Below are 26,891 nucleotides of genomic sequence, written 5' to 3' on the forward strand. Positions count from 1 at the left end.
CAGCGGCGGCGCATCAGGCGGGCGCGGTCGCTGCATCGTCGAGAAAGCGTTCCATCGCGGCGACGAGCGCGAGCGGCGTTTCGTTCATCGGGTAATGGCCGGCATTGCGCAGCACGTCGACGCTTGCGCGCGGGTAGCGGCGCAGATAGGTGCGCGCCATCAGCGCGGCGTCGAACGCCGGGTCGTGTTCGCCGATCAGCACCTTGACCGGATGACGGCCTGCAATTTCGTCGCTGAAATCCGTGTCGGCCCAGGCGCGGAAGTACGCGCCGAACGCCGTCGGCGACGAGCGGGATGCAGAATACGCGGCTTTCCACTCGACCCAGGCGGCGGGCAGGCGGCTGCCGGTGCTGCGCTCGATGATGGTCCGGCGCGCGGCGATGCTGTCGGCCGCGCGTTCGAATAGCGCGCGACGCGCCGCGTCGAACGGCAGGCCGCCGCACGGGACCGGCGCGATCGGCACCAGCGCGCGTACGCGTTCGGGCGCGATGGCGGCGACCTTCTCGATCGCTATGCCGCCCATCGAGTGGCCGACGAGGCTGAAGGTGCGCCAGCCGAGTGTGTCGGCGAGCGCGAGCGTGTCGGCGGCGATTTCGGCGATCGAATACGCGCCGTGCGCATTGCGCATGCGGCCGTAGCCGCGGTAGTCCATGAAGACATAGGTGAAGCGCTCGCGCGACAGCCACGGTTCGACGGGCTCGAACGCATGTGCGTCGCCGAACCAGCCGTGCAGCACGAGAACAGGGTGGGGGCCGTCCCCCACGCGATGAAACGTATTGGGCATGTTCGCTCCGATGAAGTCGCTATCCGGCCGGTTCGGCCGTCGGGTTGCGCGGCCGTGCGGTCGCGCAGGCGTGGAGCGGATCGTAGATCGATCGAAGGTGACCCGCCTTCGATATCGGGTCATTGACGATGGAATTCGGGCCGTGAGAAATACGCTGCTGGACCCTTACGAACATATCCCGCGGAGCGTGGTGGTCACTGCCAACGACTACGCGGCGGGCACGACTTTCCGTGAGCACGCACATGCGCGCGGGCAGTTCGCGTTCGCGTCGCGCGGCACGATCAGCGTGTCGACGCCGCACGGGCGCTGGCTGGTGCCGCCGCAGCGCGGGTGCTGGGTACCGGCCGGCGTGCGGCACGAGATGACGATGACCGGGCCGGTCACGATGCTGAACGCGTTCGTGTCGCCCGATGTGGCGCAGTCCGTCGGCTTGCCGGACCGGTGCGGCGTGTACGGCGTGTCGTCGCTGTTGCGGCAACTGCTCGACGACGCGATCGATCTGCCGCCGATGTACGACGTCGAGGGCCGGCCGGGCAAGCTGATGGCGCTGCTCGTCGCGGAAATCGCGACGATGCCGCAGCTGTCGCTGCACGCGCCGCTGCCGGCCGACGCGCGGCTCGCGAAGATCTGCCGGCATTTGTTGGAGTCGCCGTCGATCTCGGCCGATCTCGACCAGGTGGCGACCGATGCGGGCGTGAGCCGGCGCACCTTCACGCGACTGTTCCGCGCGCAGACCGGCGTGAGCTTCGCGGCGTGGCGTCAGCAGGTGTGCATGCTCGCGGCGATCGCGCGGCTGAGCGACGGACAGCCGGTCACGCGTGTCGCGTTAGACCTCGGATATGCGAGCGCGAGCGCGTTTACGTCCGCGTTTAAGCGGATTCTGGGCGAGACGCCGAGTCGGTATGTGGAGGTGCGGCGGTAGGGAGTGGCAGCAATTGCAGAAATGTGGGGGCCGGTAATTGCCGTAGCGCACTTGCGCTTGTCCGTCTGTTGCTCAAGCTTTGTGTCGCGAATCCGTTAACGCGTGGGTCCAGTAGATGTTTGGCCGATGAATACGCGTGGAGATTAGACGGACATGTTGCTGAAAAAAACCGGTTTCGCCGCTTTGATGCTGTTGATTTCGATCGCGGGCCATGCGCGCGATACGACCTCCGAAGTCAATGCTGAAAGAGTGAGTGCGGTCAAGACTGTGACGGTCGTCTATCCAGGCAAGGCCGTGTACATCACGGTGGGGCCGTCCGGCCCGATTCACATTCCGGTTCCGATTCCAGGTGTCGGCGTAGTGGGCGCGCTCGCCATGGGGGCTGTCGCAGGGGCCGTCGGCGTCGGGCTCGGCAAGCACGACAACGATTCGCCGACATCCCTCAATGATCTCGTCACCGCCAGATTCGGCGATACGGGGCTTAACCGGCGCTTCACCGACAGTATCGAAACGGTCCTGCGAAATCATGGCTTCACGGTGCAGGAGGTCGATGCATCGGCGCCGGGCTTGCCGACGCTCAAACCGGACGCACACCGCATGTGGCAGGCAAGCGGCTCGCCCTATCAGGGTAGCGATGCGGTCTTGTTCCTGCGCGTCGGCACCGGTTATGTCACGCCCGGCGGTTTTCACGGTTTCACACGCCGGGTGATCGGCGACATCGTCATGTTCCAGAGCGACACATACGATGCGATTCTCCGACAACACGTCAACTGGAAACAGTCTGGCGACCCGTACAGCTATTCGTCGATCGATGCGCTGGACAGCGATCTCCGACGTGCGATCGATGGGCTCGACGAAGGTCTGATGGCGCAGGTCGATCCGTTCAACAAGTTGCTCGATTCGATTCCGCGTTAGCGGATAGCGTCAGGAGGGGGCCGCGGGCGACGAGGGTGCAAATAGGCGCGGCTCATGGAACGCGCGGTGTGGTGGCCAATGCCCGCAGAGGATGGTGGCGCCTTCGATACGCCGGCGCAGCGGTCTTATCCATTCGCTGCATCGACGGGATGAATTCGCATTCCCGGAACCGAAGGTCATGCGGGCCATGCCGGAGCCTCGGCCAACGGTTGGCGCAAGATTACGTTTCGAGACCGCGACCGCAATCGGCCAGTTCTCGTCGCCCGCAGAGTGCGGGCTTTATTGCATCAATATTTCGCGCGCTATCTGCCCAGCACAATACTGCGTTCCATATATCCGCCTATTCCCTTCGCGCTCGACGACCGTTAACCGAGGTGAGCAGCATACGTATGCTCGCAACCTCTAGGAGATGTACATGAGCGTTTCTTCTGTTGGCGGTAACCAACAACTCCAACTCCCGATTCAGACTGCGCAAACGGCACAACGCGGCATGACGTCGTCGGAAGCCCGCGAAGTCGGTCCCGATGTCGACGGTGACGGCGACGATGCGGGCGCAAAGGCGGTCCAGGCAGCAGCTGCGCAGCCGGCGCCGAGCGTGAACAGCAGCGGCCAGCAAGTCGGGACGATCATCAACGTCAAGGCCTGAGCGCGCGATTCGTTTCAGCAACCGCGTTCCTTGGCATGAGGTTTCTCGCGGCCTGAACGCGTCCTTCGCACGTCTTCGCTGACGTGCGCTAAGCCCGCACACTGCACCCCAGAAGTTGGCTCCGATCCGACCTTTGGGGTGTTTTCCATGGCGAAGTACATGGCTGCGCTACCCGGCGCTACGGGCAGCGGGTAAGCAGGTAGCGAGCGTCCGGACGAGGACTAAAGCCCGCCGTTCGAGCAATCCGTGCCGGATCTGATGGAGCGCGAAGGCGCGTCTGATCGGCAAGCTGCTGCGCGCTTCAACATTCGGAATCGCCCGATCATGCTGAACGCGCAGCGTTTTCGGTCCGGATCGGAAAGACGTGCGGCAGCATGCCTCAATGATTTCCGAGGTTCTTATTCCGTAGTCGGCCTTACCGAACCCCGCCGCCAGGCAAAAGCAAAGAAGGCCGCGGCACCGAGGATCAGCGGGAAATAAAGCGTCGCGAAGCGCCAAAGAACCAGAGCCGACGCCATGGCATCTTGCGGAATCCAGTTTGCAAATGCTGCCGCAAGCGCCAAGTCGCCGGCGGCACCGCCGGCCGGTATCCCGGTCCAAAGCGCCGCATGCAGGACCACGGCCTGCACCGCCACAACGAATCCGAACGGCAACCGGTAGCCGAGTTCGAGCAGCACGAACCACAGGACGCCATAGCGCGGCAGCCATTGCAGCGTAGTGAAGACGAGCAAGCCGGCAAACCGGTGGCGAGGCCCCATCATGAGCAGCCCCGCTTGCCGGCGCACACTCTGGCGGAACCCGTCCCACCGGGCTCGCTGGCTCCCGAGCCACTGAATGCGGCCACATGCAGCATCCAGCGCGCTCGCGACTTTCCGGCGGCACGCCCATAGCGTCGCTACAAGAATCGCGACACCTGCCAGCATTCCGACGACCATCGACACGTTTGGCCTCGGCACGACCTGAGCCAGCGGACCGACAGCGAACGCAATCGCGATCGGAACCGCCACGGCCAAGAAAGCCAGGTCGAGCGCCTGGTCGGCGCCGACGACCGTCGTGGCTGTTGCCCACGAGGCTCCAGCGCGCTGCAGCAACCCGATATTGACGCCATATCCTGCCGCCCCCAGGGGCGAGACGAGAAAGGCAGAATCGGTCACGAGGGCGATGCCATATGTGCGTCCGAAAGGAAGACGCAAGCCCAGTGCCGTTTGTATCAGGTGCTGTTTGCCAGCCTTGCCGAGCGCGCTCGCAGCGGCGCTTGCCGCCAACACCAGGAACATCTGCATCGAGACGGTCCGCAGCCAGGCAAGCGACTGGTGGGAGCCCACTATGAAAGGTGCCCCCACGGCCAGTCCAACGCCAAGCACAGCCAGCATCGTCGCCGTATTACGTTTGAAAGGCCTGCTCAAAGGAGCCGCCCCGGAACTCGCCGCGGGGCAACGTGGCCTGGCGTTCGCGAGGTGCGCTGCGCCGACGTAAGCGGAAGAATATGAATAAGCATGCGGATGTAAGGATCGTTCCAGCAGCAGCGGCGTTACCCCGAGTGCGAAGCGCGACGCTGCATAGCACGGCCGGCGGCCGCACTCGTACCAGCTTTCAGCGTTTTGAATGTAGCATGCCGTTCCGGTCCACGTGAAAAGTGAAGCCGCGCCAGGTGACCAGGGTCGAACTGTAGCTCGCGAGGAAGATCAGGAACAACGCAATATCCCATATCGGCAGCAGCCACAGCTCGCGATGGGGATGGCACAAGGCCCGGTCCGCCCGGAGCTTCAGCCAAAGGCGGGCCAGCAGGGCGATCGCGGCGAGCGACCACGACCAGCTTGCGGCGCCCGACAGTACGATGGTCAGCGTGGCGAACGCAAACGGATGCATCAGCGCAGAGCCCAGGTGGCCCGCCGGATCGATGGAGCGGATCGTGCGGCTCCAGCGTAATTCGTGCGAGATCAGGCTTGCGGCGCTCGTTTCAGCACAGGCGTGTGAAATGAAGAACGGTGGAATCACGACGCGCTCGCCGGCCTTGCGCACGGCCTGACCGATCGCGTGGTCCTCGGCGAGGTGATGCGCAAACTGTTCGAAACCGCCGATCTTGTCCACCGTCGCGCGGCGCATTGCGATGGTCGGTCCCATGCAGGGTTTGGCCAGCCCCAGTGTCAGGCCGGTCACCACGCCCGGAACGAACTGATAGTTGATCGCATTGACAGCCAGGCGTGGCCAGAACCCCGGCGCGGACTTTCCACGATAGATACAGCTCACGAGGCCCACGCCCGGCTTTTGCAATTCGCCTACGACGCTGCGCAAATACTCTGGGCTCACACTGACGTCGCTGTCCGCAAAGATCATCACATCATGGGCCGCCTGCGTCAGCATGTTCACGATGTTGGCGATCTTCCTGTTCGGCCCGTACAGGCGGGCATCCGCTACCACCGTGATGTACGCGTCGGGGTAGAGCGTGCGCAGCATCTCGACCGCCTCCAACGCAGGGTCAGCCGCATCGTGCACGCCGAACAGATACTGCACGTCGCCCGGATAATCCTGCTGAAAGAAGCTCGACAGGTTATCGAGCAGGTTCCACTCGTTACCGTGTAGCGGCTTGACGACCGTGACAGGCGGATAGCTGGAGGGAACTGAAGTCGGGCGCGCAAAAAAGCGCGACATCAATACGCTTGCCAGCAACGTATAAATGATGCCGCCTACGGCCGCCGAAGCTGAGATACCCAGCAGCGCAACGAGCAGCAGATGGGCTGCCCGCATCGTACCTTCGAATGCGGCCAGTCCGGTCATGAGCAGCAGACCGGGTGGGAGAATGATCGACTCAGGCAGTGGTCGATCAGTGCAGCCGAAAAATTTTGACGTGTGGAGGTGTCGAACACGCTCCTGATGGGACTAGCGTCGGTCAAAAGATCGTTCCGGTTGTCGTGAAAACGGTCATGTGCTCTGTCCGGCATGGAACTAGCTATCCTGAAAACGATCCAGGCTGGCAAGACTACGCCTAAATTCTTACATCTTGATGCTCGCCGCTGGATTGTTCCTACCGTCAGGTCGTGCAGCTCCTTTACAGGCTGCGGTATTGCTGCGGCATACGTTTACGTGTACGGACGCCGAGCATCAGAACGCTCGGTTTGCGTGGTGCGGGAATCCGGGATGCCATCTTCGAAGATTTTCGTCCGCCAAGCGCCACGGGGTCTGCACCGGCCCGTGCCTCGGCGGATTTCGGACGGCGGTGCAAGTATCGTCCACCGCAGAGTTGCTATGCGGGGTCTGGATCAGCAAACTGCTGCCGTCTCCCTTTGCACTTCACCCAGCCAGTGGTCATCATCCGCAACAGGGATGGAGCGAGCCCGATTCAGTCGATCAGCTTGTTGAGCGTTCGAACCGCGGTCTCCAACACCGCGCGTTCTTCGCGGCTCGTCTTCGTCAGCAGTTGCTCGGTAAGCCATTGCGAACGTGCGGCTCGCGCCTGCGCAGTCTGCGCGCGCCCCGTATCGGTCAGATCCACGACCCAGGCGCGGCGGTCTTCATTGTCTACCGTCAAGGTCACCAGCCCTTGTTCGACCAGTTTCTGCACGATCAGCCGCATGGTCTGATGGGTTACGGCTCTGCGCGCGGCGAGTGTCGCGATACTCACCGGGCCGCAGCGTTCGAGTAGCGCAAGCGTCTCGTTCTGCGCGTTCGATTGCGTACCGCTTTGCTCGCGAACGACCTTGACCAGACGGCTGACGACATCGCGAATCGCTTCGCCCAACGCCGCTGCTTCAGCGGCGCGGCCGCTAGAGGCATTCCTGGAGATCCGACTCATTTCGGCTGCACCGCGCGTTCGCGAAGTCGCGCAACGACGGCGGCAAGCGTATTGACGCCCCAATGCTCGACATATTGCCCGTCCCGAATGCGGACGATATCGATGACGTCGATCGAAATATCGTCGCCAGTCGCGTCGACGCCCAGCAGTGGCCCGACATGTTTGCCGGTGATCGACTTCCGCGTCGTGACTTTGTCACCGTCGCATAGTTGCTCGTGAATGTGGATCTCCATGTCGGCAATGGCCGGCCGAAGCATGGACGCAAACGTTGCCCACATCGCTTCGGCGCCTCGGCTCGCGTCATTCGGCGCGGACCAGTTGACGAAGTCGGGCGCCATGAGCGCTTCGAAGCAGGCTCGATTGCCATCGCGGATCACTTCGTAGTTGAACCGCTCGACGACAGCTTTGGGATCGTTGCTGTTCATGCCTGTCCTCAATTGTTCGGAGATTCGTTCGGCCCGGCCGAAGGGGGGGAACGAATAATATACAGCAAGGCTGTATATTTCAACCGAATGAGTGCCCGGCTCGGTAGGTGCCCGACCCGGGCGTTCGACTATTCGATGTGAACGAGGACTTGCTACGCCGCCTGGTGCCGAAAGCGCGCATATCGGGATGCCCGCCGTAATCAAGCGGTCGCGCACATCAACGCATTCAATCTGTTGCCATTGACGAGGCGCCCGGTCCGTTCACCGGCGCTTCCCGGACGGAAAGCCGTGGGTCTTCGCTCGCCATGCCGTGAACAGCCCAATCGCAAGCAGCGACGAGACCACCCACGGAAATGCAACGACACCGGTCGTTTCAAGTAATACGCCACCGATGATCCCACTGCCAGCAAACGAGAGATTGAACACCGTCACCAGCGCGGATTGCGCAACGTCGGCGCCATCGCTGGCTGCATCGGCCAGGGCAGTTTGAAGAAGTGTCGGCGCACCGCCGAAACTGAAGCCCCATATCACCACGCCGACCCAGATAACCGCGGGTGACGTGACGCCCAGCCCGAATATCAGCGAAACCATCGCGAAGGCCGCCAGTCCAGCCAGCACCAGCAGACGCAGCGATCCGTCAACGAGAGCACCGATTACCCAAATCCCGAGCATGGCGGAGATACCAAACAGCAACAGCACCGAATCCATGTCGCGGGTGAGTCCGACGGATGCGAGGAACGGCGCAATGTAGGTGTAGAGAATGTAGTGCGGAAGAATCCACGCGCTGACCACGAACAGCACGGACCGCACGCCCGGGATAGCGAGAACTCGCCGCATCGGCAGACGCTGGCCCGCCATCTCGCCGGGATAGTCGGGAACCTTCCAGCACACCAGGGCCATCAGCGCGAGCGACATTCCGGACATGATGCCGAAGATGCTGCGCCAGCCGACCATACTGCCGAGCCACACGCTTAACGGCACACCGACCGACAACGCCAAAGGGATGCCGATCATCGCCACCGCGAGCGCGCGTCCCTGCATCGCCGGGGGAACCATACGCCGCGCGTAAGACGCCAAAAGGCTCCACGCGAGCCCGGTGGCGAGTCCCACGGCAAAGCGCGTCGCCAGCGTCAGCATGTAGTTCGACGACACTGCGGTGATCGCATTGCAAGCCGCAAAGACGCCGAGCACCAGTAGCAGGACATGCCGGCGCTGCCACCTGCGCACGGCTGCGGTCAGCGGGATGGCCGCTACACCGGAGCCGAGCGCGCAGCACGTCACCAATTGCCCGGCCCACGCTTCGCTCACATGAAACCCTCGTGCAATCTCCGGAAGCAAGCCGGCCGGTACGGCTTCGTTTGCCGTGGCGATGAAGCTGGCCATCGTCAACGCGAGCAACGCTGCCATCGGGAGACGATTTACCGTCGCCGCGCATCCAATACCAATGGCCGCTACACCGCAATCTTCATCCATCTTTCTCTCCATGTTTCCTCGCTTGCCTGCATCCGGGCTTGCGAAGTGGCAGTCTGCTTGGTAAATACGGATTTGATAATTGGCCGCCCGTTTGAATACATCTCAAATCTGGATGAAGAATGGCAACTGATCGACTGGGTGATATGCGTTTGTTCGTGGAGGCGGCGGCACTGGGCAATTTGTCGGCCGCCGGCCGGAAGCTGGGATTTTCCCCGGCAGCAGCGAGCGCACGGCTCGCCAAATTGGAAGCGGCACTATCGACGCGGCTATTCGACCGCAATACGAGGCAACTACGCCTGACCGAAGAGGGGCGGCTATATCACCATCACTGCAGCATTGCATTGAGGGCCATCGAGGATGGCGAGGCTGCTCTCACTGCGAGCCGGGGCATAGCGCGGGGCAAAGTCCGGATCTCGGCATCGGCCGATTTCGGTCGCCATCTGCTGAACTCCTGGCTGGAAGCCTTCGTCCGCACGCAGCCCGAGCTCAAAATCGCACTCGACCTTACCGACTCGGTATCGGATTTGCTGCAAGACGAGGTCGATCTCGCGATCCGATTTGGCCGGCCGAACATCCCCTCACTGATTGCACGCCGGCTTGCACCGAACTGGCGAGTGCTATGTGCGTCCCCCGACTATCTGGCCAAATGCGGCACGCCGCTCGTTCCGGCCGATCTGGTTGCGCATGAGTTCGTCGTTCTGGTTACGGCTGCAGGGCCACTGAACGAGTTTCGCCTGGTGTCGGAAGGCAAGCGTTGCAATCACACCGTGGCAATGGAAAATGCGTGGGAAACCAATGACGGCGCGTTGGCTCGCGCGTGGACACTGGCCGGATATGGCATCGCTCGAAAAACGATCTGGGACGCCGCAGCGGATATTCGCGCCGGCAAACTCCAGGTCGTTCTGCCGGACTGGATCGAAAGCGAACCCGGCATTTATGCCGTGTTGAACCGGAATCGCTATATGACGCCGCGGGTGAGAGTGCTACTGGACTTCCTGGTCGAGCGCTTCCAACGTGCGATATCTGACGGCATCCTGGCCGTGCTCCCGTCGCCATCCGTGTCGGAAAACGCGGACTGACTGATTGCCGTCGCGCGAGTGCTGTGCGCCGGTTGTACGCCCGGCGCGGGCCCACCCGCGCTCCGCCTCATTCAAAACCGCCCCACGCTCGCGCATTCGACGAAGCGCAGCATCGCCCCGTGCGAAACCGCTCCCTCGACCACCACACCGCGTTCGCTTCGCCGCATCTCGACGCCGGCACCGCCCAGCACATCGGCAAGCCGATCGAGCGACTGCACCGTGAACGCGAGCTCCGTGAAGTGCGGTCCGGCGCGCAGCGCCTCTGCGCGCGCTGCGCCGTCGATACGAACCTCGACCTTCCCGCAGCGGATCAGATAGCTCGCATCGTCCAGGCGCGTCGCGCTCGCTGCGAGCACGCGTTCGTAGCGATCGACGGTCATCTCGAGCGCGGCAGCGTCGACGGCAATCGTTATCCCCGCAAGGCTCGTTACGCCGTTCGGATGCAGCGCGCCACCGGGCGGGTAGACGAGTTCCGGCGTCAGATGTTCGCAAGCGAACACGCGGCCGCCCGGCGTATAGGCGACGTCGACCTGCGTGATGCGGAAGCTCGCATCGCCGGTGCCGTTGCGCGTCGCGACGGGCCGCGAAAACGCCACCGGCGGCTCGGCCGGAACGCCCGCCGCGTGCCAGTCGCGATACAGCGCGTCCGCGCTGTCGGTCGCGACCACCATCGCAGCCGCTCCGTCGCCGTGTTCGAGAAAGTCGGAAAAGAATGCCGTGACGGGATGCGGCCGGCGAACCGTCAGCAGTTCGAGGTAGCAGCCGTCGAACATCGCGCAATGATTCTCGGAGCCCATGGTGTGATAACCACGCGGCGTGAGTGCGAATCCCATCCGCGCAAAGTCGTCGCGCGCGGCATCGAGGTCGCGCACCGCGATGACGAAATGGTCGATTCCCGAAAGATGCTGTGTCATGGCAGGTTCCTAATCGCGGTGATCTTTCCAGCGGTAATAGAGCATCGCGCCGATCGCAACACGCCTGACGAGCGCATGGGCGGCGATCGTCCGCAACGTGGAAAACGGTAGCCGCGACGCGCGCTCGTCGCCCGTCAGCGCCACTTCCGCAAGCTCGGGGCCGACCGCGGTCGACAATGCGACGCCGCGACCATTGCAGCCGAACCACGTGTACAGACCGTCATCCAGTTTCACGAAGCGAGGCATCCGGTCCGGCGTGACGGCGAAGTCGCCATGCCACAGATATTCGAAACGAAGCGGTACGTCGTTCAGCTGCGGAAACATGCGCCGCACGCGCGCACCGATGCGCTGCGGCAGCCGGCGCTCATAACCCATCGGCACGACGAGCGCGCCGCCGGTCACGAGTCGCCCGTCGCGATCGAAGCGGGCGAAGTGGAGATCCGATTGCGTATCGGACATGGCGTGATCGAGCGGCAGGATCGAGGCGCGCAGATCGGCCGGTAGCGGCTGGGTGGCCATCTGATACGAGCGCATCGGCAGCAGCGCCTTCGCAATGCCGGGCCACGGCGCGCGCGTGGCGTGGCCGCTGTAACTGTGGGTGGCAATCACGACCCGGCTGGCATGCACCGCCGCATCGCCGTGCGCGGCTACCCAGTGCGTGCCCTGTCGCGTCAGCGACGACACGGGCGTGTGCGTATGGATGCACGCGCCCGCGTCCTGCGCGGCGCGCGCCAGTCCACGGACGAACGCAAGCGGATTCACGTGCCCGCCGGTCGGGTTCTGCCAGCCGCCGTGCCAGAACGACGAGCCGGTCAATTCGGCGGTGCGATCGCGATCCAGCAACTCCACTTCGACGCCGCGACGCCGCCATTGCTCGACGCGCGAGCGCGCAAGCGCCAGGCGGCTCGCGCGATGTGCGGGCTGCATCCAGCCCGCCTGCACGGCCGCGCAGTCGATCCGGTGCCGGCGTGCGAGCTCGAACACGGTGTTCGCAGATTCGCCGATCAGCGAGACGAGCGTTTCGCCCTTGTCCGCGCCGTACTCGGCAACGATCGCGTCAGGATCCGCGCGCGTCATGGCCGGGATCACCTGTCCGTTGTTGCGGCCCGACGCGCCCCAGCCGATCTCCGCTGCCTCCAGCACGACCACCCGGGCGCCGCGCTCGGCCGCATGCAGCGCGGCGCTCAGGCCCGTGAAGCCGGCGCCTATGACGAGCAGGTCCGCGAAGTACGTGCCGCTCGGCAGCGGCGCAGTTGCAGCGGCGGGCGCGGCGGTGGCCGCCCACAGCGATGGAGGCAGGCGGCTTGGGTCGAGGCTCGCGTCAGGCATGGCAGATTCCCCGTCCGGAATGGTCCGGTGCGTTTGCATGAATAGGCGTCGTTGAAGAAAACGGGCGGGTGAAGTTCGCCGAGGGTAGGCCGAGCGTGCCTGGCAAACGGCCGGGATGCCGTCCGCCATGACTGAGACGGGCTTGCATCGAAGGTTGTCTTGCGTCGAGGGCCATGCGTGTCCTTTCCGTTCAGAGCGGGCACCGCGCGAGCCGGTCGACGACGGCTCGCTTGCTGCGCGCGACTGCTTCCCACATATCGGCTAGTGCGTGCGATTGGGGAATCATATCGTCCGGCAAGGAGAAGCCAATTTCCCTATCTTTTTTGATTCCGATGATTTGGAGATATTTTTTCTATCTGACGCAGGCGCGGCACACGATGCCGAGCAGCGCGGGGAAGCCGGGCGAACTTGCGGACGCCGCGGCGGCTCATTCGAGCCGCTCGTGCGAATCCAGGTCGGGGAGGTTCGACGTCGCGCCGATTCGGCGCGGAGCGTTCGCTTGCCGATTGGCACGTCTCGGCGTCAGCCACTTCCGGACGACGCGGTTCGACGGCTCGGCGTAGTTGCGCGCAATGGTTGCGCCCAGGCCGACGGAAAGGAGCAGATAGCCGACGAGAAGCGCCAATTTCTCGTCGCCGGTGACATGCGACGGCGGATAACTGATCCTCAGCAAGCCGAGCACGATAAGGTGGAACAGATAAAGCTCGTAGCTGAGCTTGCCGAGCGCTTCGATGAGCGCGGACACGCGCGCGGGCCGCAGCGACGTGCCGGCTGCGCGATTCGCGGCCAGCAACAGAACCGCCGTGCCGAAGGCAATGGCGGTCACGCCGAGCACGTTGCTTTGCCCGATCGGCCAGGACAGGTAGACGAGCGCCATGCCCGCGGCCGTCAACCACGTGAACATGGTCTGCGCACGACCATGCCATTTGACTTTTCTGGCGAGCAAGGCCGCGCAGCAACCGATGGCGATGGCATCGAAGCAGGCGAGATACGCATAGAGATAGTCGCCCTCGTCGCCTTGGTGGAAGAAACGATAGGCGGGGCCGGCGACGATGCACGGCAGCCAGAACGCCACGAGCCGCGCCTCCCGGCGAAGCGCGACGCACAGCAGCGGGAACGACAGATAAAACACTTCCTCGACGGAAAGCGACCACAACACGCCGAGCGCATAGTTGGTCCAGCCGTGAGAGCCGACCAGCACGTTCATCCAGAACGTCAACGACGCGAGATTCACCAGCCAGAACGAAACCGGCGTGCCGGCCGGCGAGTGATTCTGAAAGATCGCGATGCCGGCCAGCGCCAGCGCGTTGACGATGGCCAACAACAGCAACAGGCAGGGGACGATGCGGGCGATGCGCAGCGCGTAAAACGTTCCGATATCGACGTGGCCGAGTTCGGACCAGCGCCGCATCGCGTTCGTCGTGATCAGATAGCCGGAGATCACGAAGAACATCGTGACGCCGTAGTTGCCGTTTCGCGCAACGGCACGCACCGCATTCCAGCCGAATACGTGCGACAGCGCAGTGTCGTCGAGCCGGTAAGCGATATTGAAATGGTGAAACAGCACGAGCAGGATCGAAAAGCCCCGCAGGAAATCGATCTTCCGGTTTCGCATGTCGGCGCCGTTCATTCCGCGTGCGTCGCCCACTGCACGAATGCCGAGCCGGCCTCGCGCAACACGGCCTCGCGCGCGTCCATGCTGACGCCCGGCGCATCGTAGTAGACGGCGACGAGCAACGGCGCGCGCCCGGGCGGACGGACTAGCGCGTAGTCGTTCGTCTCGCGGTCGACGCTGGTGCCGGGCCGGTCGGCGGCTTGCCAACCGGCGGGCAACACGGCGCGAATCCGGTTGAGCCCCGGCTTGCAGTCGGTCATGCCGCGCTCCAGTCGCGCGCGCGAGCCGGCGCTGAGCACGTCGCCGAGCAGCAGGCGCTGCGCCGTGGCGGCGATGGCCTTCGGCGTGGTGGTGTCGAGCACGCCGTGATAGCGGTTCGAGTCGGGCTCGTAGCGGTCGGAGCGCGTCACGGTATCGCCGAGGCCGCGAACGAAGCGCGTCAGCGCCGCAGGGCCGCCGGCGCTGCTCATCAGCAGGATCGCGGCCGTGTTGTCGCTCTCCACCAAAACCGCGCGGCAGAGCGCCTCGATCGACATCGCACCCTGAGCGACGTTGGCCTTCGTCACCGGCGACGTGAAAATCAGGTCCTTTTCCGTGTAGTGGACGAGGCGATCTAGCCGCTCCGAGCCGCTGTCGACGCGTGCCAGGATCTGCGCGGCGAGCAGTCCCTTGAACGTGCTGCACATCAGGAAACGTTCGTCGGCGCGATGGCCGAGCGTGCGTCCCGAGCCGGTATCGATCGCGAACACGCCGAGGCGGCCGCCGCTTCTGCGCTCGATTTCGGCAAGCGGCGATTCTTCGGCTGCGCGCAGCGCGGGAGCCATGCACGTGCCGGCGAGCAGCGGCAATCCGATCAATAGTTTTCTGCGCAGGAGCGAGTGGGGCACGGTCGAGTCCGGTGGTTTAGGGCAAGGAAAAGGAGGAGACACGCTCGAGACGTCGAAGCGTGTCACGCGCATCGAGTATCACGTCACGCCGGCCGATGACCGCGCGCGCTTCGAGTACATCGTCGCCGTACGTCGGGGGATTTTCGCAGAGCAGAGGCGCTGTTTGCACGGCACGTTCGAGCCGCTCGGGTCTCTCGCTGCGCTGCGACACACGGGCATCGACTACGGCCTCGAAGAACAAAAAAAAGCGCCTGCCGGTTATGGGACAGGCGCGTTTAAAGGCACTCGGTCAGAAAAGCCGCGCGAATGAGCCGCCGCTTGCGTCGCGCATCTGTCTGGCAATTGCTGCTCGGCCCGATTCAATCGCGGCACTTCGCTTGCGATAAGAAAGCATACGCCGCACAACACGCAAACGATATCGCGTGTCTGAGGAAATCGATGTGCTCGTGCAGCATGCGTTTCAAGCGCATGTTTGATACATGTTCAGAATTCGCCGAACGGGCGCGCATCCGCCCACGCCGGTCGTGGATGTTGCAACACGGCATCGAACCTCGCGAGCAAAACAAAACCGCCGGACGACGCGACTGCTGGCGGCGCGTCGACCCGGCGGTCCGGTGTGATCGACCGGCCGATACCGGCCGGCGCAATTACACGTCGAAGAACACGGTTTCGTCCGGCCCCTGCATGCGGACGTCGAACCGATACACGACCGGGCGCCCCGGCTGCGCGTCGCGCTTCGCCACCAGCGTCGCGCGACGCTCGGCGGGCACCAGGTTGAGCACCGGATCGGCCGCGTTCGCCGCGGCTTCGTCGTCGAAATACACGCGCGTGAACGCATGCGTGAGGATCCCGCGCATCATCACCGTCACGTTGATGTGCGGTGCTTCGTCGGCGGCGATGCGGCCGGGCTTCACCGTCTCGACGACGAAGCGGTGCTGCGCATCGGTGCCCGTGCCGACCCGCGCGAAGCCCGTGAAGCCGGACTTCGCGACGTCGTCGCGCGATGCCGGAAAGCGGCCGGCGCCGTCCACCTGCGTGAATTCGAGCATCGCGTCGCTGACGACGTTGCCGTCGCCGTCGAACACCTGCCCGACCAGCAGCACGTGCTCGCCGTCGGCATGCGGTGCGGCGATCGTCGGCGTGAACAGGCTCTTCAGGTCGTAACCGTATTGCTGCGGGCACAGGCCGTACGCGAAGTACGGGCCGACGGTTTGCGAAGGGGTTTGCTTCAGCGTCGTCATGGTTCAGCGCTCCATCGGGGTAGCGTCACGGCCGCGCAGCACGATGTCGAATTCATAGCCGAGCGCATGGCCTTCTTCGGTGGTGTCGAGCGAGAAGCGCGAGATCAGGCGATCGCGCGCGGCCTCCGGCGTGCCCTGGAAGATCGGGTCGTACGCGAGCAGCGGGTCGCCGGGGAAGTACATCTGCGTGACGAGGCGCGAGCCGAAGTAGTCGCCGAACAGCGAGAAGTGGATGTGATTCGGGCGCCACGCGTTCGGATGGTTGCCCCACGGATAGGCGCCGGGCTTGATCGTCAGGAAGCGGTAGCGGCCTTCGGCGTCGGTCATGCAGCGGCCCGCGCCGAGGAAGTTCGGATCGAGCGGCGCGTCGTGCTGGTCGACCTTGTGCACGTAGCGGCCGGCCGCGTTCGCCTGCCACACTTCGACGAGCGTGTTGCGCACCGGTTTGCCGCCCTCGTCGAGCACGCGGCCCGTGACGACGATGCGCTCGCCGAGCGGTTCGCCGTTCTTCACCGCGTTCTTCGTCAGGTCGTGGTCGAGCGGGCCGAGATCTTCCGCGCCGTAGACGGGCGCGTACTGGTCGCGCAGCCGCTCCTTCAGCGGGATCATCGGGCGCGTCGGGCCGCGCTTGACCGACGAACGGTAGTCGGGATGGACATACGCGGGATGCGACGGCCAGTCGCGCGGCGTGAGAATCGTGGGGGAATCCATCGGGCGTCTCCTGTTGGGTTATTTCGCGTGAGTGGATGGCAGGACTTTAGCCAATCCGGAAAGTTATGAAAAATGACCTTTTTTCGCGAATTGCATAACCGGGAGTTATGGTCGGCCGCCCAATGAAAAATCCGCCGGACAGAAGATCCGTCCGGCGGAGAAAGCGATCGGGCGTCGCATCGTCGGTGACGACTCCGTGCACGGCCCTCCAGCCCGCCCGTCGCTGCTTTTTGTCGGTTCTTCTTGTTGTTGTTCGAAGGTCTCCCCGCGCGCCGCGCGGTTCGCCGTTACGGGCGGGCGGGATCGAACACGATCCCGTCGAACTCGATCGACAGCCGGCCGCTGCGCAGCAGCGCGGCGGCCGTCGCCGCGCGGTCGGCGCCGATCACGTCGGCGACGTAGTTGGCGCAGAACCCGCGCCCCGCCAGCATGCCGAAGCGGCCGCCGAGCAGCACATCGATCCGCTGTTCGGCCAGCGCGTGCACGCTGCGCTGCGCGTCGGCAGTCGCGGCCGCGACGCGGCGCGCCAGTGCGATGCGGCCGCCGTCGGCCCGGGCGACGAAACGCGACAGCGGCGTGAGCTTCGTACGCGCCCAGGCGGGTTCGGCGATCAGCGGCTCGTCGCCGGACGTATCGACGACGATGCCGAACCGGTCGGCCCACGAGCCGCCGTGGTCGGCCGCGTCGCCCGGCTTGCGGGACGGCGCGCGGATGAACAGCAGATCGCCGACGTGCGCGCCGGCCGCCAGCGTGCGCAGCGTGGCGAGCGGCAGCATGCGCTCGGTGTCGCGCGCCGCGCGCGGCGCGGGGTGATGCGGCTCGAAGGCAGGGGCGTCGGTTCGGGTGTTCATCGCGGCTCCGTCGGTGGGTGACAGCACGGAGCGGATTATGCAGACGAGTAACCCAAAGTGCTCACGCGGATGCGCCGGTAGCCTAATATCCGACCTGGAGCATCATTTTTCGATACTGGAATGACCGAAACCGCCCAACTCATCCACACGTTGAAGCGCCTGTTGAAGGCGCATGGAATGACCTATCGCGACGTCGCGCGTGCGCTCGACGTGTCCGAGACGAGCGTGAAGCGCCTGTTCGCGAGCGGCCGCTTCACGCTGGAGCGCGTCGTGGAGATCGCGCAACTGCTCGGCTATACGCTGGCCGAGCTGGTGCAGGAGGCGTCGGCGTCCGCGCCGCGCCTGCGGGTGCTGACCGAGCAGCAGGAGGCGCTGCTGGTCTCGGACGAGAAGCTGCTGCTGGTCGCCGTCTGCGCGGTCAATTACTGGACCGTGCAGGACATCGTGTCGGCCTACTGCCTGACGCACGCCGAATGTGTGAAATACCTGCTGATGCTCGACCGGATGAACGTGATCGCGCTGCTGCCGGGCGACCGCATCCGCGTGCGCGTCGCACGCGATTTCGACTGGCTGCCGGGCGGGCCGATTCGGCGGTATTTCCACGCGCACGTGCTCGACGATTTTCTCGGCAGCCGCTTCGACGGGCCGGGCGAGACGATGATGTTCTCGCAGGGGATGCTGACCGACGCGGCCGCGGCGGAACTCGAGCAGGAACTGCGGCGGCTCGGCAGCAAGGCGGCGGCGCTGCACGCGGAGTCGTCGTCGGCGCCGCTCGGGCAGAAGCGCGGAACGGGCCTGCTGATCGCGAAGCGCATCTGGGAGCCGACCGGTTTCCACGCGCTGCGGCGTCACGGGTAACGCTGCCTCCACGCGCTTGGGTCTTTCCGGAAAGTTATGCAAAATGGCGCTACATCGTCATTCGTATAACTGCCCGTTATGAATAACCGTATCGCGGACGGCCGCGTCAAGTTCCGGCACCTGCAGTGTTTTCTCGCGGTCGCGCAACTGGGCGGCGTGCAGAAGGCGGCCGAAAGTCTGTCGATCACGCAGCCGGCCGTGTCGAAGACGATCGCCGAACTGGAGGCGATCCTCGGCGTGAAGCTGTTCGAGCGCGGGCGGCACGGCGCGCAACCGACCCGCGAAGCGCAACTGTTCATCCCGCATGCGAACGCGTGCGTGCTCGCGCTGCGGCAGGGCGTCGGACTGCTCGCGCGCGAGGGCGGGGCTGCTGCGGCGACGCTCGAAATCGGCATGCTGCCGACGGTCGCCGCATCGCTCGCGCCCGCGTTGATGAAGGCGTTGGCCGCGCGCTGGCCGCGCGTCGTCGTGCGGATCGCGACGGCCGCGAATGCCGAGCTGCTGGAGCGGTTGAAGGCGGGGGCGATCGAATGCGCGATCGGGCGTCTGTCGGAGCCCGAGCGGATGATCGGGCTCGCCTTCGAGCAGTTGTACAACGAGCCGCTGGTCGCGGTCGTGCGCGCCGGCCATCCGCTGCTCGCCAGCGCCGCGCCGGCCGCCGAACTGGCGCGCTATCCGGTCGTGCTGCCGCCGTTCGGCACGCTGATCCGCCAGTCGGCCGAGCAGGTGCTCGGCGCATGCGGCGCGCCGCCGCTCGATTCGTTCATCGAGGTGTTGTCGGTGTCGGTCGCGCGCGCGCTTGCGCTCGAGAACGACGCGGTGTGGTTCGTGCCGCTCTACGCGGCCGAATATGATCTCGCGGCCGGTACGCTCGCGCGCTTGCCGTTGCCGTCGGCCGGTGCCGACGAACCGGTCGGGCTCGTGCTGCGCACCGATGCTCAGCCGTCGCCCGTGGCCCGGACGCTGATCGACGCGCTGCGCGAGATCGCTCGCACACGGCTGCGCGATGTGCAGGCAAGCCGCGCGCCGCGCGCTGCACGCAAGCCGGGGCGCCGCGAGCGCTGAGTTGGGCTGGCCGGTGCGCGGTGCCGGGTGTCGTCGTTCGCGGCGAAGCGTCCGGTCGGCGATGCGGCTGGCGCCGGCAGCGGCTTCAGCGCCGGCCTCACGTCATCGGGGTGATTCGTTGCGCCGTCAGATTCGATCGGCGACGCGCCGTGCGGCGACGCAACGCGGCACGCTGCCGCGCCTCGCGCCCGAATGCGCGTTAGTGCACGTTAGTGCGCCGATCACGCGCGCCGTCGCGCGAGCCGCAGATAAAGCAGCGCGGCGCCCGCCAGCAGCAACGGGAAGAACAAATACCAACCGGTCGTCAGAAACAGCCCGGCCACGGCGATCAGCGAAACCCACGCGCAGCGATACGCGGCGCTCGCACGCGGCAGCAGCTTCAGCGCGGCGGCGGCGCCGAGCCCGTACACCATCACGAAGCAGCCCGACGTGACGAGCACGAGCGGTTTCGGCCCGACGTCGGAGAACGCGGTCGCGGCCAGCGCGGCGGCGGCCAGCGCCGCGATCACGCCGAGGCTGCGGCGCGGCACGCCGCCCACCTGACTGCCTTGCGCGAGCCACGCGGGCAGTGCGCCGTCGCGCCCGAGCGCGGCCCCGAGCTTCGCCGCGCCGGCGAAATACGCGTTCATCGTCCCGAGCGTGAGCAGCAGCGCCGCGGCGGCGGCCAGCACCTGCGCATGGCCGCCGATGCCGCGCGCGATCAGTTCCGCGAGCGGCGCGCCCGACGCGCCGGCCGACGGGCCGAGCACCGTCACGCTGGCCGCGGCGACCGACAGATACAGGAACCCGACCACCACGACGGCGATGCCGGCCGAGCGCGGCATGTCGTGCGCTGGCCGGCGGAATTCGGCGGCGAGGTGCGTGATCGCCTCCCAGCCCGCGAAGCTCCACACCAGCAGTGCCGCGGCCTGACCGACCGCGAGCCAGCCGTGCGGCGCGAACGGCTGCAGGTTCTCCGGGCGCGCATGCGGCGCGGACGCGAGCACGGCGGCGAGCAACAGCGTGACGAGCAACGCCGACAACACGAGCTGCATGCGGCCCGACACCGTGACGCCGAACGCATTCGCGGCCGATACGGCGGCGATCAGCGCGGCGGCCGTGACCACGACGGTCGTATGCCCGCCGCCGATCACGGCCGCCACGTATGCGCCGCCGAACATCGCGGCGGCCGGTGCGCCGGCCGGCACCGCGAAATAGAAACACCAGCCGACGATCGCCGCGGCCTTCGGCCCGAACGCGCGGCGCGCGTAGGTGGACACGCCGCCCGCGTCGGGATAGCGCGCGCCGAGTGCGGCGAAGGTCGCCGCCAGCGGCCCGGACAGCACGACGAGCGCCGCCCACGCGAGCAGCGAGGCCGGCCCGGCGACCTCGGCGGCGAGCGCCGGCAACGCAATGACGCCGGTGCCGAGCACCGCGCCGATATACAGCGCGGCGCCCTGGAAAATCGTCAGCGAGCCTGCGTGATGGACGGCAGGCGAATCGGCATGCGAGGGCATGAAAGGCAGTCTCCGGAACGCGTGAGATGCGCGCGGTCGGGCGCGCGTCGAGTCGTTCGATGCTACCCGAACCGGCATGGCGAAACGGCGCGGCGTTCAGTAGTCTGCGACCTGCGGCGTGTCAGCCTGTGTCAGTGGCGGCGCGCGAGCCGCAGCCGCGCATCCTCGCGCGCGGCGGGCGTCAGGTCGGCCGCGTAGTGGAACGTGCCCGAGACGAGCGACGCGATCGGCACGCCGTCGCGGAACAGCACGCGATTGCCGGCGAGCGCCGGCACCTTGTCGCCGGGCAGCAGCGTGCCGGCAAGGTTCAGCGGGTCGACGCCGGTCACGCACACGTACTGCCCGTCGCCCGGCTGCCGGCGCACTTCACGCAGGACCGGGATCGCTTCCGGCAGCGCGAACTGCTCGCCCGCGATGCCGGCGACGAAGCGGCCGCCGCGAATCTCGCCGCGCGCCTCGAGCCGTTGCAGCACGCGCACGAGCTCGCGCCAGCTCGGCAGCCATTCGGCCTCGCGCTCGAGCAGCCGCCAGAACACCACGCCATAGCGGCGCAGCAGCGTCCACACGATGTGCTCGAGCGCATCGCGATCGGTCGCCGTTGCGCCGCGCTTCGGCGCGGGCGCCGGCGCATCGTCCGGCACCGCGCCGCGCTGCACGAGCGCCCAGCGGCCCGCATCGTCCATCCCGCCGATCAATGCGCCGCCGCGCCGCGTGCGCGGCGCATACGTCGCGCTGCGCTTGACCGCCGGCTTCAGCAGCGCGCGCAGCCCGGCGAAGCTGTCCGCATTCACGAGGCCGGCAGACACCAGCTCGCCGAGCGCCTGCTCGAGCTCGACGGGGAGCATGTGCAACTCGTCGAGCAGCGCGTCGAAGAACATCGCGCCATGGGCGACGAGCGCGTCGCGTACCTGCGTCGCGCGCGCGGACAACGCCGGTTGCGCGTCGGGGTCGCGCAGCGCCTGCCATGCGCGCAGGTGGCGGCGCGGCAGCAGCACGACCGGCGTGGTCTTCACCGGCGTGCCGGCCGCGCGTGCCGGTGCGCCGATGCGCGTCCACACGAGCTTGCCCGAGCGGCACAGCTCGTCGAGGCCGCCGGCCGTGTAGTCGGTCAGGCGCGCAGGCAGCAGCGCGTCTTCCCAGGCGCCGGCCGCCGCCTCGTATCCTTCGAGCTGCTCGACGACGGCCGCGAGCGCGTCGCGGCCCGTGCCGCGCGTGTCGGGCGTCAGGTGCTGCCAGTGCAACAGGAACCGCATGAAATCCGCGCGCTCGACCGGCTCGATCTCGCGGCGCAAGCGCTTGACCGTATAGCGATGAATCCGGGCGAGCAGGTGGCGTTCGCACCATTCGTCGTTCGTCGCGCCGGGCGTGAAGCGGCCGCGCATCACGTAGCCCTCGCGCTCCAGCGCGGCGAGCGCCGTCTCGACCGACGCGGGCGGCAGGCCGAGCGGCTCGGCGATCGCGCCGACCGTCAGCGGCCCGAAGCCGGTGAGCCGCGCACGGATCACGTCGACGAGCGCCGCGTCCGCTTCCCACGGCTGCGCGCACGCCGCGGGCACCTTCAGCGCGGGGCTGAAACGTGCGTCGGGATGCAGCGCGCGCATGCACACCAGACGTTCGACCGGCACCCACAGCACATGGCCGTCGGGCGTGACGCAGCGCGTCGCGCGACGGTGTTCGGCGAGCGCCGCGAGCCATGCGGGCCAGCCGTCGTGCGCGTTCGCCTCGCTGTCGGCGACGCACGCGAGCGTGAGCAGCGCATCGTGCATTTCATGCGCGTCGCGTGCGAGCGGCCACGCTTCGTCGCGCACCGCGGCGATCGCATCGGCGTCGAGCGCGCCGAGATCGTCGGCGGATTCGGGGTCGCTCCAGCGGCGCGACTGCACGGCCTGCGTGCGGCGCTCCTCGAGCGGCGCATCGTCGAGGAACGCATACGGCTTCGCGTTCAGGATCTCGGCCGCGAGCGGCGACGGCGCGGGCAGGTCGCGCGCGATCAGCTCGATTTCGCCGCTTTCGATCCGGCGCAGCAGCGCGAGCCAACCGTCGGTGTCCATCGCGTCGTGCAGGCAATCGTCGAGCGTCTGGTCGACGAGCGGATGATGCGGGATCTCGCGTTCGCCGACGACGTTCTCGAGGCAGGCGGCCTGATCGGGGAACACGGTCGCGAGCAGATCGTCGCTCTTCATCCGCTGCAGTTGCGGCGCGGTGCGCCGGCCGCCGGTGAAGCGCGGCAGCGCGAGCGAGGTCGTCGCATTCCAGCGCCAGCGCACGCCGAACAGCGGCGCGTCGAGGAGGGCCTGCACCAGCACATGCTCGGCGCTGGCGGAGCGCAGGTAGCGCCACACTTCGTCGAGCGCGAAGCTGTGCGCAAGCGACAGCGACAGGACGATCGCGTCGTCGGTCGCGGCCGCCTGCAGTTCGAAGTTGAAGCTGCGGCAGAATCGCTTGCGCAGCGCGAGCCCCCACGCGCGGTTGATGCGGCTGCCGAACGGCGAATGAATCACCAGCTGCGTGCCGCCCGACTCGTCGAAGAAACGCTCCATCACGAGCGTGTGCTGGGTCGGCAGCGCGCCCAGCGCCGCGCGCGTGCGCGCGAGGTAATCGACGATCTGGCGCGCCGCTTCGGGCGATAGCCGAAGCTCGTCGACGAGCCAGCGCAGCGCCGGCGCGAGACGGCTTTCCTCGGGGGCGAGCGCGGTGTCTGTCGCATTGCTGCGCGACGCTTCGATCGGCTTCGACTTCGATTTCGACTTGGCCGCTGCGCCGTTCGCGTCCGCGCTCGCACTCGCGCCGCGCGGCCGATCGATCCGCGCGGGCTCGCGTTCGCCGGCCTGCACGAGCCGGTCGCCTTCGGCGAGCAACCCGTCGAGCCGCGCGCGCAGCCGGCCGACCGCTGCCGACAGCTCGTCGCTGCGTCCCGGCGCTTCGCCGAGCCAGAACGGAATGCTCGGCGGCTGGCCGCGCGCATCCTCGACGCGCACGCGGCCCGTCTCGACGCGAATGATCCGGTACGACTGATTGCCGAGCTGGAACACGTCGCCGGCCAGGCTCTCGACCGCGAAATCCTCGTTGACGGTGCCGACCTGAATACCCTGCGGTTCCAGCAGTACCGCGTAGTCGGCCATGTCGGGGATCGTGCCGCCCGACGTCGTCGCGGTCATCATCGCGTTGCGGCGGCCGCGCACCGTGCCGCCGACCACGTCGCGATGCAGATACGCGCCGCGCACGCCGCGCCGGCTCGTGAAGCCTTCGGCGAGCATCTTGAGCACGTCGTCGAAGCGCTCGCGCGACAGGCGCGCATAGGGCGCCGCGCGCGTGAAGGCCGCGTACAACGCATCTTCCTGCCACGGCGTGCAGGCGACCTCGGCGACGATCTGCTGGGCGAGCACGTCGAGCGGCGCTTCGGGAATGCGCAGCGTGTCGAGCTCGCCTCGCCGCACGCAGTCGAGCAGCGCCGCGCATTCGACCAGCTCGTCGCGCGACAGCGGAAACAGGCGGCCCTTCGGCACGCCGCCGACGTGGTGGCTCGAGCGGCCGACGCGTTGCAGGAACGGCGCGATGCCGCGCGGCGAGCCGACCTGGCAGACGAGATCGACGTCGCCGATGTCGATGCCCAGTTCGAGCGACGCGGTCGCGACCAGCAGCTTCAGCTCGCCGCGCTTCAGCCGCTGTTCGGCCTCGAAGCGGTGTTCCTTCGCGAGACTGCCGTGATGCGCGGCGATCGCGTCCTTGCCGAGACGCTCCGCGAGATGGCGCGCCATGCGTTCGGCGGTGCGCCGCGTGTTCACGAACACGAGCGTCGTGCGATGCGCGGCCGCGAGCGCGGCGATGCGGTCGTACACCTGGTCCCACACGTCGGTCGCCATCACCGGTTCGAGCGGCACGTTCGGCAGTTCGAGCGCGAGGTCGCGTTCGCGCGTGTGGCCAGTATCGACGATCGTGCAGTCGCGCGGCGCGTCGGCCGGGCCGCCGACCAGGAAGCGCGCGACCGCCTCGATCGGCTTTTGCGTGGCCGACAGCCCGATGCGCGGCAGCGCGCGGCCCGTCAGCGCGTCGAGGCGCTCGAGCGACAGCGCGAGATGGCTGCCGCGCTTGGACGACGCGAGCGCATGGATCTCGTCGACGATCACCGAACGCACGCTCGACAGCATCTGCCGCCCGGACGTCGACGACAGCAGCACGTACAGCGACTCCGGCGTCGTCACGAGGATGTGCGGCGCGCGTTTGCGCAGCGCGGCGCGCTCGGACTGCGTGGTGTCGCCGGTGCGCACCGCGGTGCGGATCGCCGGCACCGGCAGGCCGAGGCGGGCGAGCGATTCGGCGATGCCGGCGAGCGGCGCGTCGAGGTTCACGTGGATGTCGTTCGACAGCGCCTTCAGCGGCGACACGTAGACGACGAGCGTCGCGTCGGGCAGCGCGCCATCGTGGGCGAGCGCGTCGCGCACGAGATCGTCGAGCGCGCACAGGAACGCGGTGAGCGTCTTGCCCGAGCCGGTCGGCGCGGCGACCAGCGTCGAGCGGCCCGCCTTGATGTGCGGCCACGCGAGCGCCTGCGCGCCGGTCGGCGCGGCGAACGTGCGGCGGAACCACGCGGCGACGGCCGGGTGGAACGCGTCGAGCGCTTGGGCGGGGCGGGTGGCGGTGACGTCCATCGGTGCGTTGAAATGGGGTGCGAGCGAGCGGGCGCGCGAACGGCGACGCGCATCGTCAGTGTGCCAGACGTCGCGTGCGCGTGTCGGGCGTGGGCGGCGCGGCAGACGCGCGCTTCAGGAATGCAGATGAGGTGCGCGGGCGGGGTTTCAATAGGCGCGCGTGGGGATGGCGCCGGTTGGTTACGGGGGGCGGGTGGTTGGGGGAGGCTGTGTTGTTGTGTGAATGGCGCTGGGAGCGGCCGGCCGGGCGAGCTGCTTGCGGGTGCACGTGCGGCTCGTGCGGCCAATGAGACCGACGAGACCGATTCGACCGATTCGACCGATTCGACCGATTCGACCGATTCGACCGATTCGACCGATGCGACCGATGCGACCGACGCGACCGATGCGACCGATGCGACCGATGCGACCGACGCGACCGACGCGACCGACGCGACCGACGCGACCGACGCGACCGAGGAGACCGAGGAGACCGACGAGACCGACGCGCCGAACGCGCCTACACGCGCTGCAACCAGCCGAGCCAGTGCTCGAGCAAGGGCGTGCGCGTCCACAGCGACTGCGTGAGCCAAAGCGTGCCGCCCCATGCGGCTGCGACGACGAGCAGATCGCAGTGGCCGCTCTTCCAGAGATTCAGCGAGTGACGCCGCCAGATCCACGGCACGCCGAGCGGATTGGGCCAGTCGGCGAGCAGATGCATCACGCCGCCGCACGCGAAGCCGAACAGCGGCGCGGCCCACAGCGGATGCGGACGATGGGTGAGGCCGTGCCAGCCGAGCGCAAGCAGCGCAACCCAGGCGATGCCCCAGTGCGTGATGGTGCGGTGCGTGATCCACAGGCGGCGCTTGCGCGTCCACCACGCGACTTCGAGCCAGTCGGGCGCGGTGCCGCCGACGACGCCGGCCGCGAATGCGGCGAACAGGCCCGCATGCCAAGGGCCGCTGGCGCCGGTTTGCACGACGAGAACGGCGGCGGCGACGCCGGCTGCGAATCCCGACGCATGATGCGCATTGTGTGATGCCATACGAGACGAAACGAAAAAACGTGAAGCGTGCGATCCGGGCGGGCGGGATCGCACGCGAAAGCGGGGCGCTATCTTCGCAGATCGGCCCGCGTAGCGGGCGATTCGCGCGCGGATTTTTTGCACTCGGCAGACGGCACTCGGCAGACGGCACTCGGCAGACGGCACTCGGCAGACGGCACTCGGCAGACGGCACTCGGCAGACGGCACTCGGCAG

The 26,891-nt window shown here is 66.9% G+C and carries 23 protein-coding genes; 7 read left to right on the top strand and 16 right to left on the bottom strand.

Going from position 1 to position 26,891, the window contains the following annotated elements; genetic code table 11:
* Window positions 1-13 precede the first annotated feature (13 nt).
* The gene (locus EX20_RS13575; protein ID WP_034193857.1) at window positions 14-784 is read right to left on the bottom strand and encodes an alpha/beta fold hydrolase; all 771 of its coding nucleotides are present in this window, start codon (window positions 782-784) and stop codon (window positions 14-16) included.
* A 142-nt stretch (window positions 785-926) separates the two neighbouring features.
* On the opposite strand from EX20_RS13575, the gene EX20_RS13580 reads away from it, so the two are divergent.
* From EX20_RS13580 to EX20_RS31950, 3 genes are all read left to right on the top strand, one after another.
* Complete coding sequence (locus EX20_RS13580) at window positions 927-1,706, top strand: AraC family transcriptional regulator (RefSeq protein ID WP_034193858.1); 780 nt, start codon at window positions 927-929, stop codon at window positions 1,704-1,706.
* A gap of 153 nt (window positions 1,707-1,859) precedes the next feature.
* Entirely contained in the window at window positions 1,860-2,621 is a 762-nt protein-coding gene (locus EX20_RS13585; RefSeq protein ID WP_011882013.1) for a hypothetical protein, read from the top strand.
* 415 nt (window positions 2,622-3,036) lie between these two features.
* On the top strand, window positions 3,037-3,267 hold the full coding sequence (locus tag EX20_RS31950) for a hypothetical protein (protein WP_106919417.1): 231 nt from the start codon (window positions 3,037-3,039) through the stop codon (window positions 3,265-3,267).
* Between the two features lie 398 nt (window positions 3,268-3,665).
* Here EX20_RS31950 and EX20_RS13595 read toward each other — a convergent pair whose 3' ends face one another.
* The 5 genes from EX20_RS13595 to EX20_RS13615 all read right to left on the bottom strand — a co-directional run bounded on the left by EX20_RS13595 (window position 3,666) and on the right by EX20_RS13615 (window position 8,958).
* Window positions 3,666-4,640 carry a lysylphosphatidylglycerol synthase transmembrane domain-containing protein gene (locus tag EX20_RS13595; RefSeq protein WP_034193859.1) on the bottom strand — a complete coding sequence of 325 codons (975 nt, stop codon included), beginning with the start codon at window positions 4,638-4,640 and terminating at the stop codon, window positions 3,666-3,668.
* A 220-nt stretch (window positions 4,641-4,860) separates the two neighbouring features.
* The gene (gene hpnI, locus EX20_RS13600; protein ID WP_014725045.1) at window positions 4,861-6,015 is read right to left on the bottom strand and encodes a bacteriohopanetetrol glucosamine biosynthesis glycosyltransferase HpnI; all 1,155 of its coding nucleotides are present in this window, start codon (window positions 6,013-6,015) and stop codon (window positions 4,861-4,863) included.
* 592 nt (window positions 6,016-6,607) lie between these two features.
* Entirely contained in the window at window positions 6,608-7,060 is a 453-nt protein-coding gene (locus EX20_RS13605; protein ID WP_034193860.1) for a MarR family winged helix-turn-helix transcriptional regulator, read from the bottom strand.
* Window positions 7,057-7,485, bottom strand: coding sequence for an ester cyclase (locus EX20_RS13610; RefSeq protein ID WP_034193861.1), 429 nt, complete (start codon window positions 7,483-7,485; stop codon window positions 7,057-7,059). The genes EX20_RS13605 and EX20_RS13610 overlap by 4 nt, the downstream gene beginning before the upstream one ends.
* Before the next feature lie 261 nt (window positions 7,486-7,746).
* Complete coding sequence (locus EX20_RS13615; RefSeq protein ID WP_034193881.1) at window positions 7,747-8,958, bottom strand: MFS transporter; 1,212 nt, start codon at window positions 8,956-8,958, stop codon at window positions 7,747-7,749.
* A gap of 119 nt (window positions 8,959-9,077) precedes the next feature.
* Here EX20_RS13615 and EX20_RS13620 point away from each other — a divergent pair, with 119 nt between their 5' ends.
* Complete coding sequence (locus EX20_RS13620) at window positions 9,078-10,037, top strand: LysR family transcriptional regulator (protein ID WP_034193862.1); 960 nt, start codon at window positions 9,078-9,080, stop codon at window positions 10,035-10,037.
* Window positions 10,038-10,108: 71 nt separating this feature from the next.
* On the opposite strand, the gene EX20_RS13625 is transcribed toward EX20_RS13620, so the two are convergent.
* The 4 genes from EX20_RS13625 to bla form a co-directional block, all read right to left on the bottom strand.
* Window positions 10,109-10,951: a VOC family protein gene (locus EX20_RS13625; protein WP_011882021.1), complete on the bottom strand. Its 843-nt coding sequence runs from the start codon at window positions 10,949-10,951 to the stop codon at window positions 10,109-10,111.
* 9 nt (window positions 10,952-10,960) lie between these two features.
* Complete coding sequence (locus EX20_RS13630; RefSeq protein WP_034193863.1) at window positions 10,961-12,280, bottom strand: NAD(P)/FAD-dependent oxidoreductase; 1,320 nt, start codon at window positions 12,278-12,280, stop codon at window positions 10,961-10,963.
* 427 nt (window positions 12,281-12,707) lie between these two features.
* Entirely contained in the window at window positions 12,708-13,910 is a 1,203-nt protein-coding gene (locus tag EX20_RS13635) for an acyltransferase family protein (RefSeq protein WP_034193864.1), read from the bottom strand.
* Window positions 13,907-14,719: a class A beta-lactamase gene (bla, locus tag EX20_RS13640; protein WP_051974439.1), complete on the bottom strand. Its 813-nt coding sequence runs from the start codon at window positions 14,717-14,719 to the stop codon at window positions 13,907-13,909. Before bla ends, EX20_RS13635 begins: the two co-directional genes overlap by 4 nt.
* A 4-nt stretch (window positions 14,720-14,723) precedes the next feature.
* Between bla and EX20_RS32515 the strand changes: the two genes are divergently transcribed.
* Window positions 14,724-15,092 carry a hypothetical protein gene (locus tag EX20_RS32515; protein WP_165927432.1) on the top strand — a complete coding sequence of 123 codons (369 nt, stop codon included), beginning with the start codon at window positions 14,724-14,726 and terminating at the stop codon, window positions 15,090-15,092.
* Window positions 15,093-15,429: 337 nt separating this feature from the next.
* Here the strand turns inward: EX20_RS32515 and pcaG are convergent, their stop codons facing one another.
* The 3 genes from pcaG to EX20_RS13655 all read right to left on the bottom strand — a co-directional run bounded on the left by pcaG (window position 15,430) and on the right by EX20_RS13655 (window position 17,585).
* Window positions 15,430-16,023, bottom strand: a complete 594-nt coding sequence (gene pcaG / locus EX20_RS13645) for a protocatechuate 3,4-dioxygenase subunit alpha (protein ID WP_011882025.1) — start codon at window positions 16,021-16,023, stop codon at window positions 15,430-15,432.
* A 3-nt stretch (window positions 16,024-16,026) separates the two neighbouring features.
* On the bottom strand, window positions 16,027-16,734 hold the full coding sequence (gene pcaH, locus EX20_RS13650; protein ID WP_014725036.1) for a protocatechuate 3,4-dioxygenase subunit beta: 708 nt from the start codon (window positions 16,732-16,734) through the stop codon (window positions 16,027-16,029).
* Window positions 16,735-17,021: 287 nt separating this feature from the next.
* Window positions 17,022-17,585 (bottom strand): YiiX/YebB-like N1pC/P60 family cysteine hydrolase, encoded by a 564-nt coding sequence (locus EX20_RS13655; RefSeq protein WP_034193866.1) that lies wholly within the window; start codon window positions 17,583-17,585, stop codon window positions 17,022-17,024.
* A 120-nt stretch (window positions 17,586-17,705) separates the two neighbouring features.
* Between EX20_RS13655 and EX20_RS13660 the strand changes: the two genes are divergently transcribed.
* Both EX20_RS13660 and pcaQ read left to right on the top strand, forming a co-directional pair.
* The gene (locus EX20_RS13660) at window positions 17,706-18,443 is read left to right on the top strand and encodes a helix-turn-helix domain-containing protein (RefSeq protein WP_011882028.1); all 738 of its coding nucleotides are present in this window, start codon (window positions 17,706-17,708) and stop codon (window positions 18,441-18,443) included.
* Between the two features lie 78 nt (window positions 18,444-18,521).
* The gene (pcaQ, locus tag EX20_RS13665; protein WP_011882029.1) at window positions 18,522-19,508 is read left to right on the top strand and encodes a pca operon transcription factor PcaQ; all 987 of its coding nucleotides are present in this window, start codon (window positions 18,522-18,524) and stop codon (window positions 19,506-19,508) included.
* Between the two features lie 221 nt (window positions 19,509-19,729).
* Here the strand turns inward: pcaQ and EX20_RS13670 are convergent, their stop codons facing one another.
* From EX20_RS13670 to EX20_RS13685, 3 genes are all read right to left on the bottom strand, one after another.
* A complete protein-coding gene (locus tag EX20_RS13670; RefSeq protein ID WP_034193867.1) occupies window positions 19,730-21,004 on the bottom strand; it encodes an APC family permease in 1,275 nt (424 codons plus the stop codon).
* Between the two features lie 131 nt (window positions 21,005-21,135).
* The gene (locus tag EX20_RS13675) at window positions 21,136-25,653 is read right to left on the bottom strand and encodes a DEAD/DEAH box helicase (protein ID WP_034193868.1); all 4,518 of its coding nucleotides are present in this window, start codon (window positions 25,651-25,653) and stop codon (window positions 21,136-21,138) included.
* A 499-nt stretch (window positions 25,654-26,152) separates the two neighbouring features.
* Window positions 26,153-26,677 (bottom strand): metal-dependent hydrolase, encoded by a 525-nt coding sequence (locus EX20_RS13685; protein WP_011882032.1) that lies wholly within the window; start codon window positions 26,675-26,677, stop codon window positions 26,153-26,155.
* Window positions 26,678-26,891 lie beyond the last annotated feature (214 nt).

It is taken from the genome of Burkholderia sp. WP42, from assembly GCF_000745665.1.
Lineage (GTDB): Bacteria > Pseudomonadota > Gammaproteobacteria > Burkholderiales > Burkholderiaceae > Burkholderia > Burkholderia vietnamiensis.

Excerpts from the sequence above, each read along its gene's own strand:
- EX20_RS13595 (WP_034193859.1), bottom strand. The coding sequence starts at position 4,640 with ATGCTGGCTGTGCTTGGCGTTGGACTGGCCGTGGGGGCACCTTTCATA.
- EX20_RS13660 (WP_011882028.1), top strand. The coding sequence starts at position 17,706 with ATGACCGAAACCGCCCAACTCATCCACACGTTGAAGCGCCTGTTGAAG.
- EX20_RS31950 (WP_106919417.1), top strand. The coding sequence starts at position 3,037 with ATGAGCGTTTCTTCTGTTGGCGGTAACCAACAACTCCAACTCCCGATT.
- EX20_RS13685 (WP_011882032.1), bottom strand. The coding sequence starts at position 26,677 with ATGGCATCACACAATGCGCATCATGCGTCGGGATTCGCAGCCGGCGTC.
- EX20_RS13630 (WP_034193863.1), bottom strand. The coding sequence starts at position 12,280 with ATGCCTGACGCGAGCCTCGACCCAAGCCGCCTGCCTCCATCGCTGTGG.
- EX20_RS13605 (WP_034193860.1), bottom strand. The coding sequence starts at position 7,060 with ATGAGTCGGATCTCCAGGAATGCCTCTAGCGGCCGCGCCGCTGAAGCA.
- EX20_RS13575 (WP_034193857.1), bottom strand. The coding sequence starts at position 784 with ATGCCCAATACGTTTCATCGCGTGGGGGACGGCCCCCACCCTGTTCTC.
- EX20_RS13585 (WP_011882013.1), top strand. The coding sequence starts at position 1,860 with ATGTTGCTGAAAAAAACCGGTTTCGCCGCTTTGATGCTGTTGATTTCG.
- EX20_RS13655 (WP_034193866.1), bottom strand. The coding sequence starts at position 17,585 with ATGAACACCCGAACCGACGCCCCTGCCTTCGAGCCGCATCACCCCGCG.
- EX20_RS13615 (WP_034193881.1), bottom strand. The coding sequence starts at position 8,958 with ATGGATGAAGATTGCGGTGTAGCGGCCATTGGTATTGGATGCGCGGCG.
- pcaG (WP_011882025.1), bottom strand. The coding sequence starts at position 16,023 with ATGACGACGCTGAAGCAAACCCCTTCGCAAACCGTCGGCCCGTACTTC.
- EX20_RS13675 (WP_034193868.1), bottom strand. The coding sequence starts at position 25,653 with ATGGACGTCACCGCCACCCGCCCCGCCCAAGCGCTCGACGCGTTCCAC.
- hpnI (WP_014725045.1), bottom strand. The coding sequence starts at position 6,015 with ATGCGGGCAGCCCATCTGCTGCTCGTTGCGCTGCTGGGTATCTCAGCT.
- EX20_RS13610 (WP_034193861.1), bottom strand. The coding sequence starts at position 7,485 with ATGAACAGCAACGATCCCAAAGCTGTCGTCGAGCGGTTCAACTACGAA.
- pcaQ (WP_011882029.1), top strand. The coding sequence starts at position 18,522 with ATGAATAACCGTATCGCGGACGGCCGCGTCAAGTTCCGGCACCTGCAG.
- EX20_RS13620 (WP_034193862.1), top strand. The coding sequence starts at position 9,078 with ATGGCAACTGATCGACTGGGTGATATGCGTTTGTTCGTGGAGGCGGCG.
- bla (WP_051974439.1), bottom strand. The coding sequence starts at position 14,719 with ATGGCTCCCGCGCTGCGCGCAGCCGAAGAATCGCCGCTTGCCGAAATC.
- EX20_RS13635 (WP_034193864.1), bottom strand. The coding sequence starts at position 13,910 with ATGAACGGCGCCGACATGCGAAACCGGAAGATCGATTTCCTGCGGGGC.
- pcaH (WP_014725036.1), bottom strand. The coding sequence starts at position 16,734 with ATGGATTCCCCCACGATTCTCACGCCGCGCGACTGGCCGTCGCATCCC.
- EX20_RS13670 (WP_034193867.1), bottom strand. The coding sequence starts at position 21,004 with ATGCCCTCGCATGCCGATTCGCCTGCCGTCCATCACGCAGGCTCGCTG.
- EX20_RS13625 (WP_011882021.1), bottom strand. The coding sequence starts at position 10,951 with ATGACACAGCATCTTTCGGGAATCGACCATTTCGTCATCGCGGTGCGC.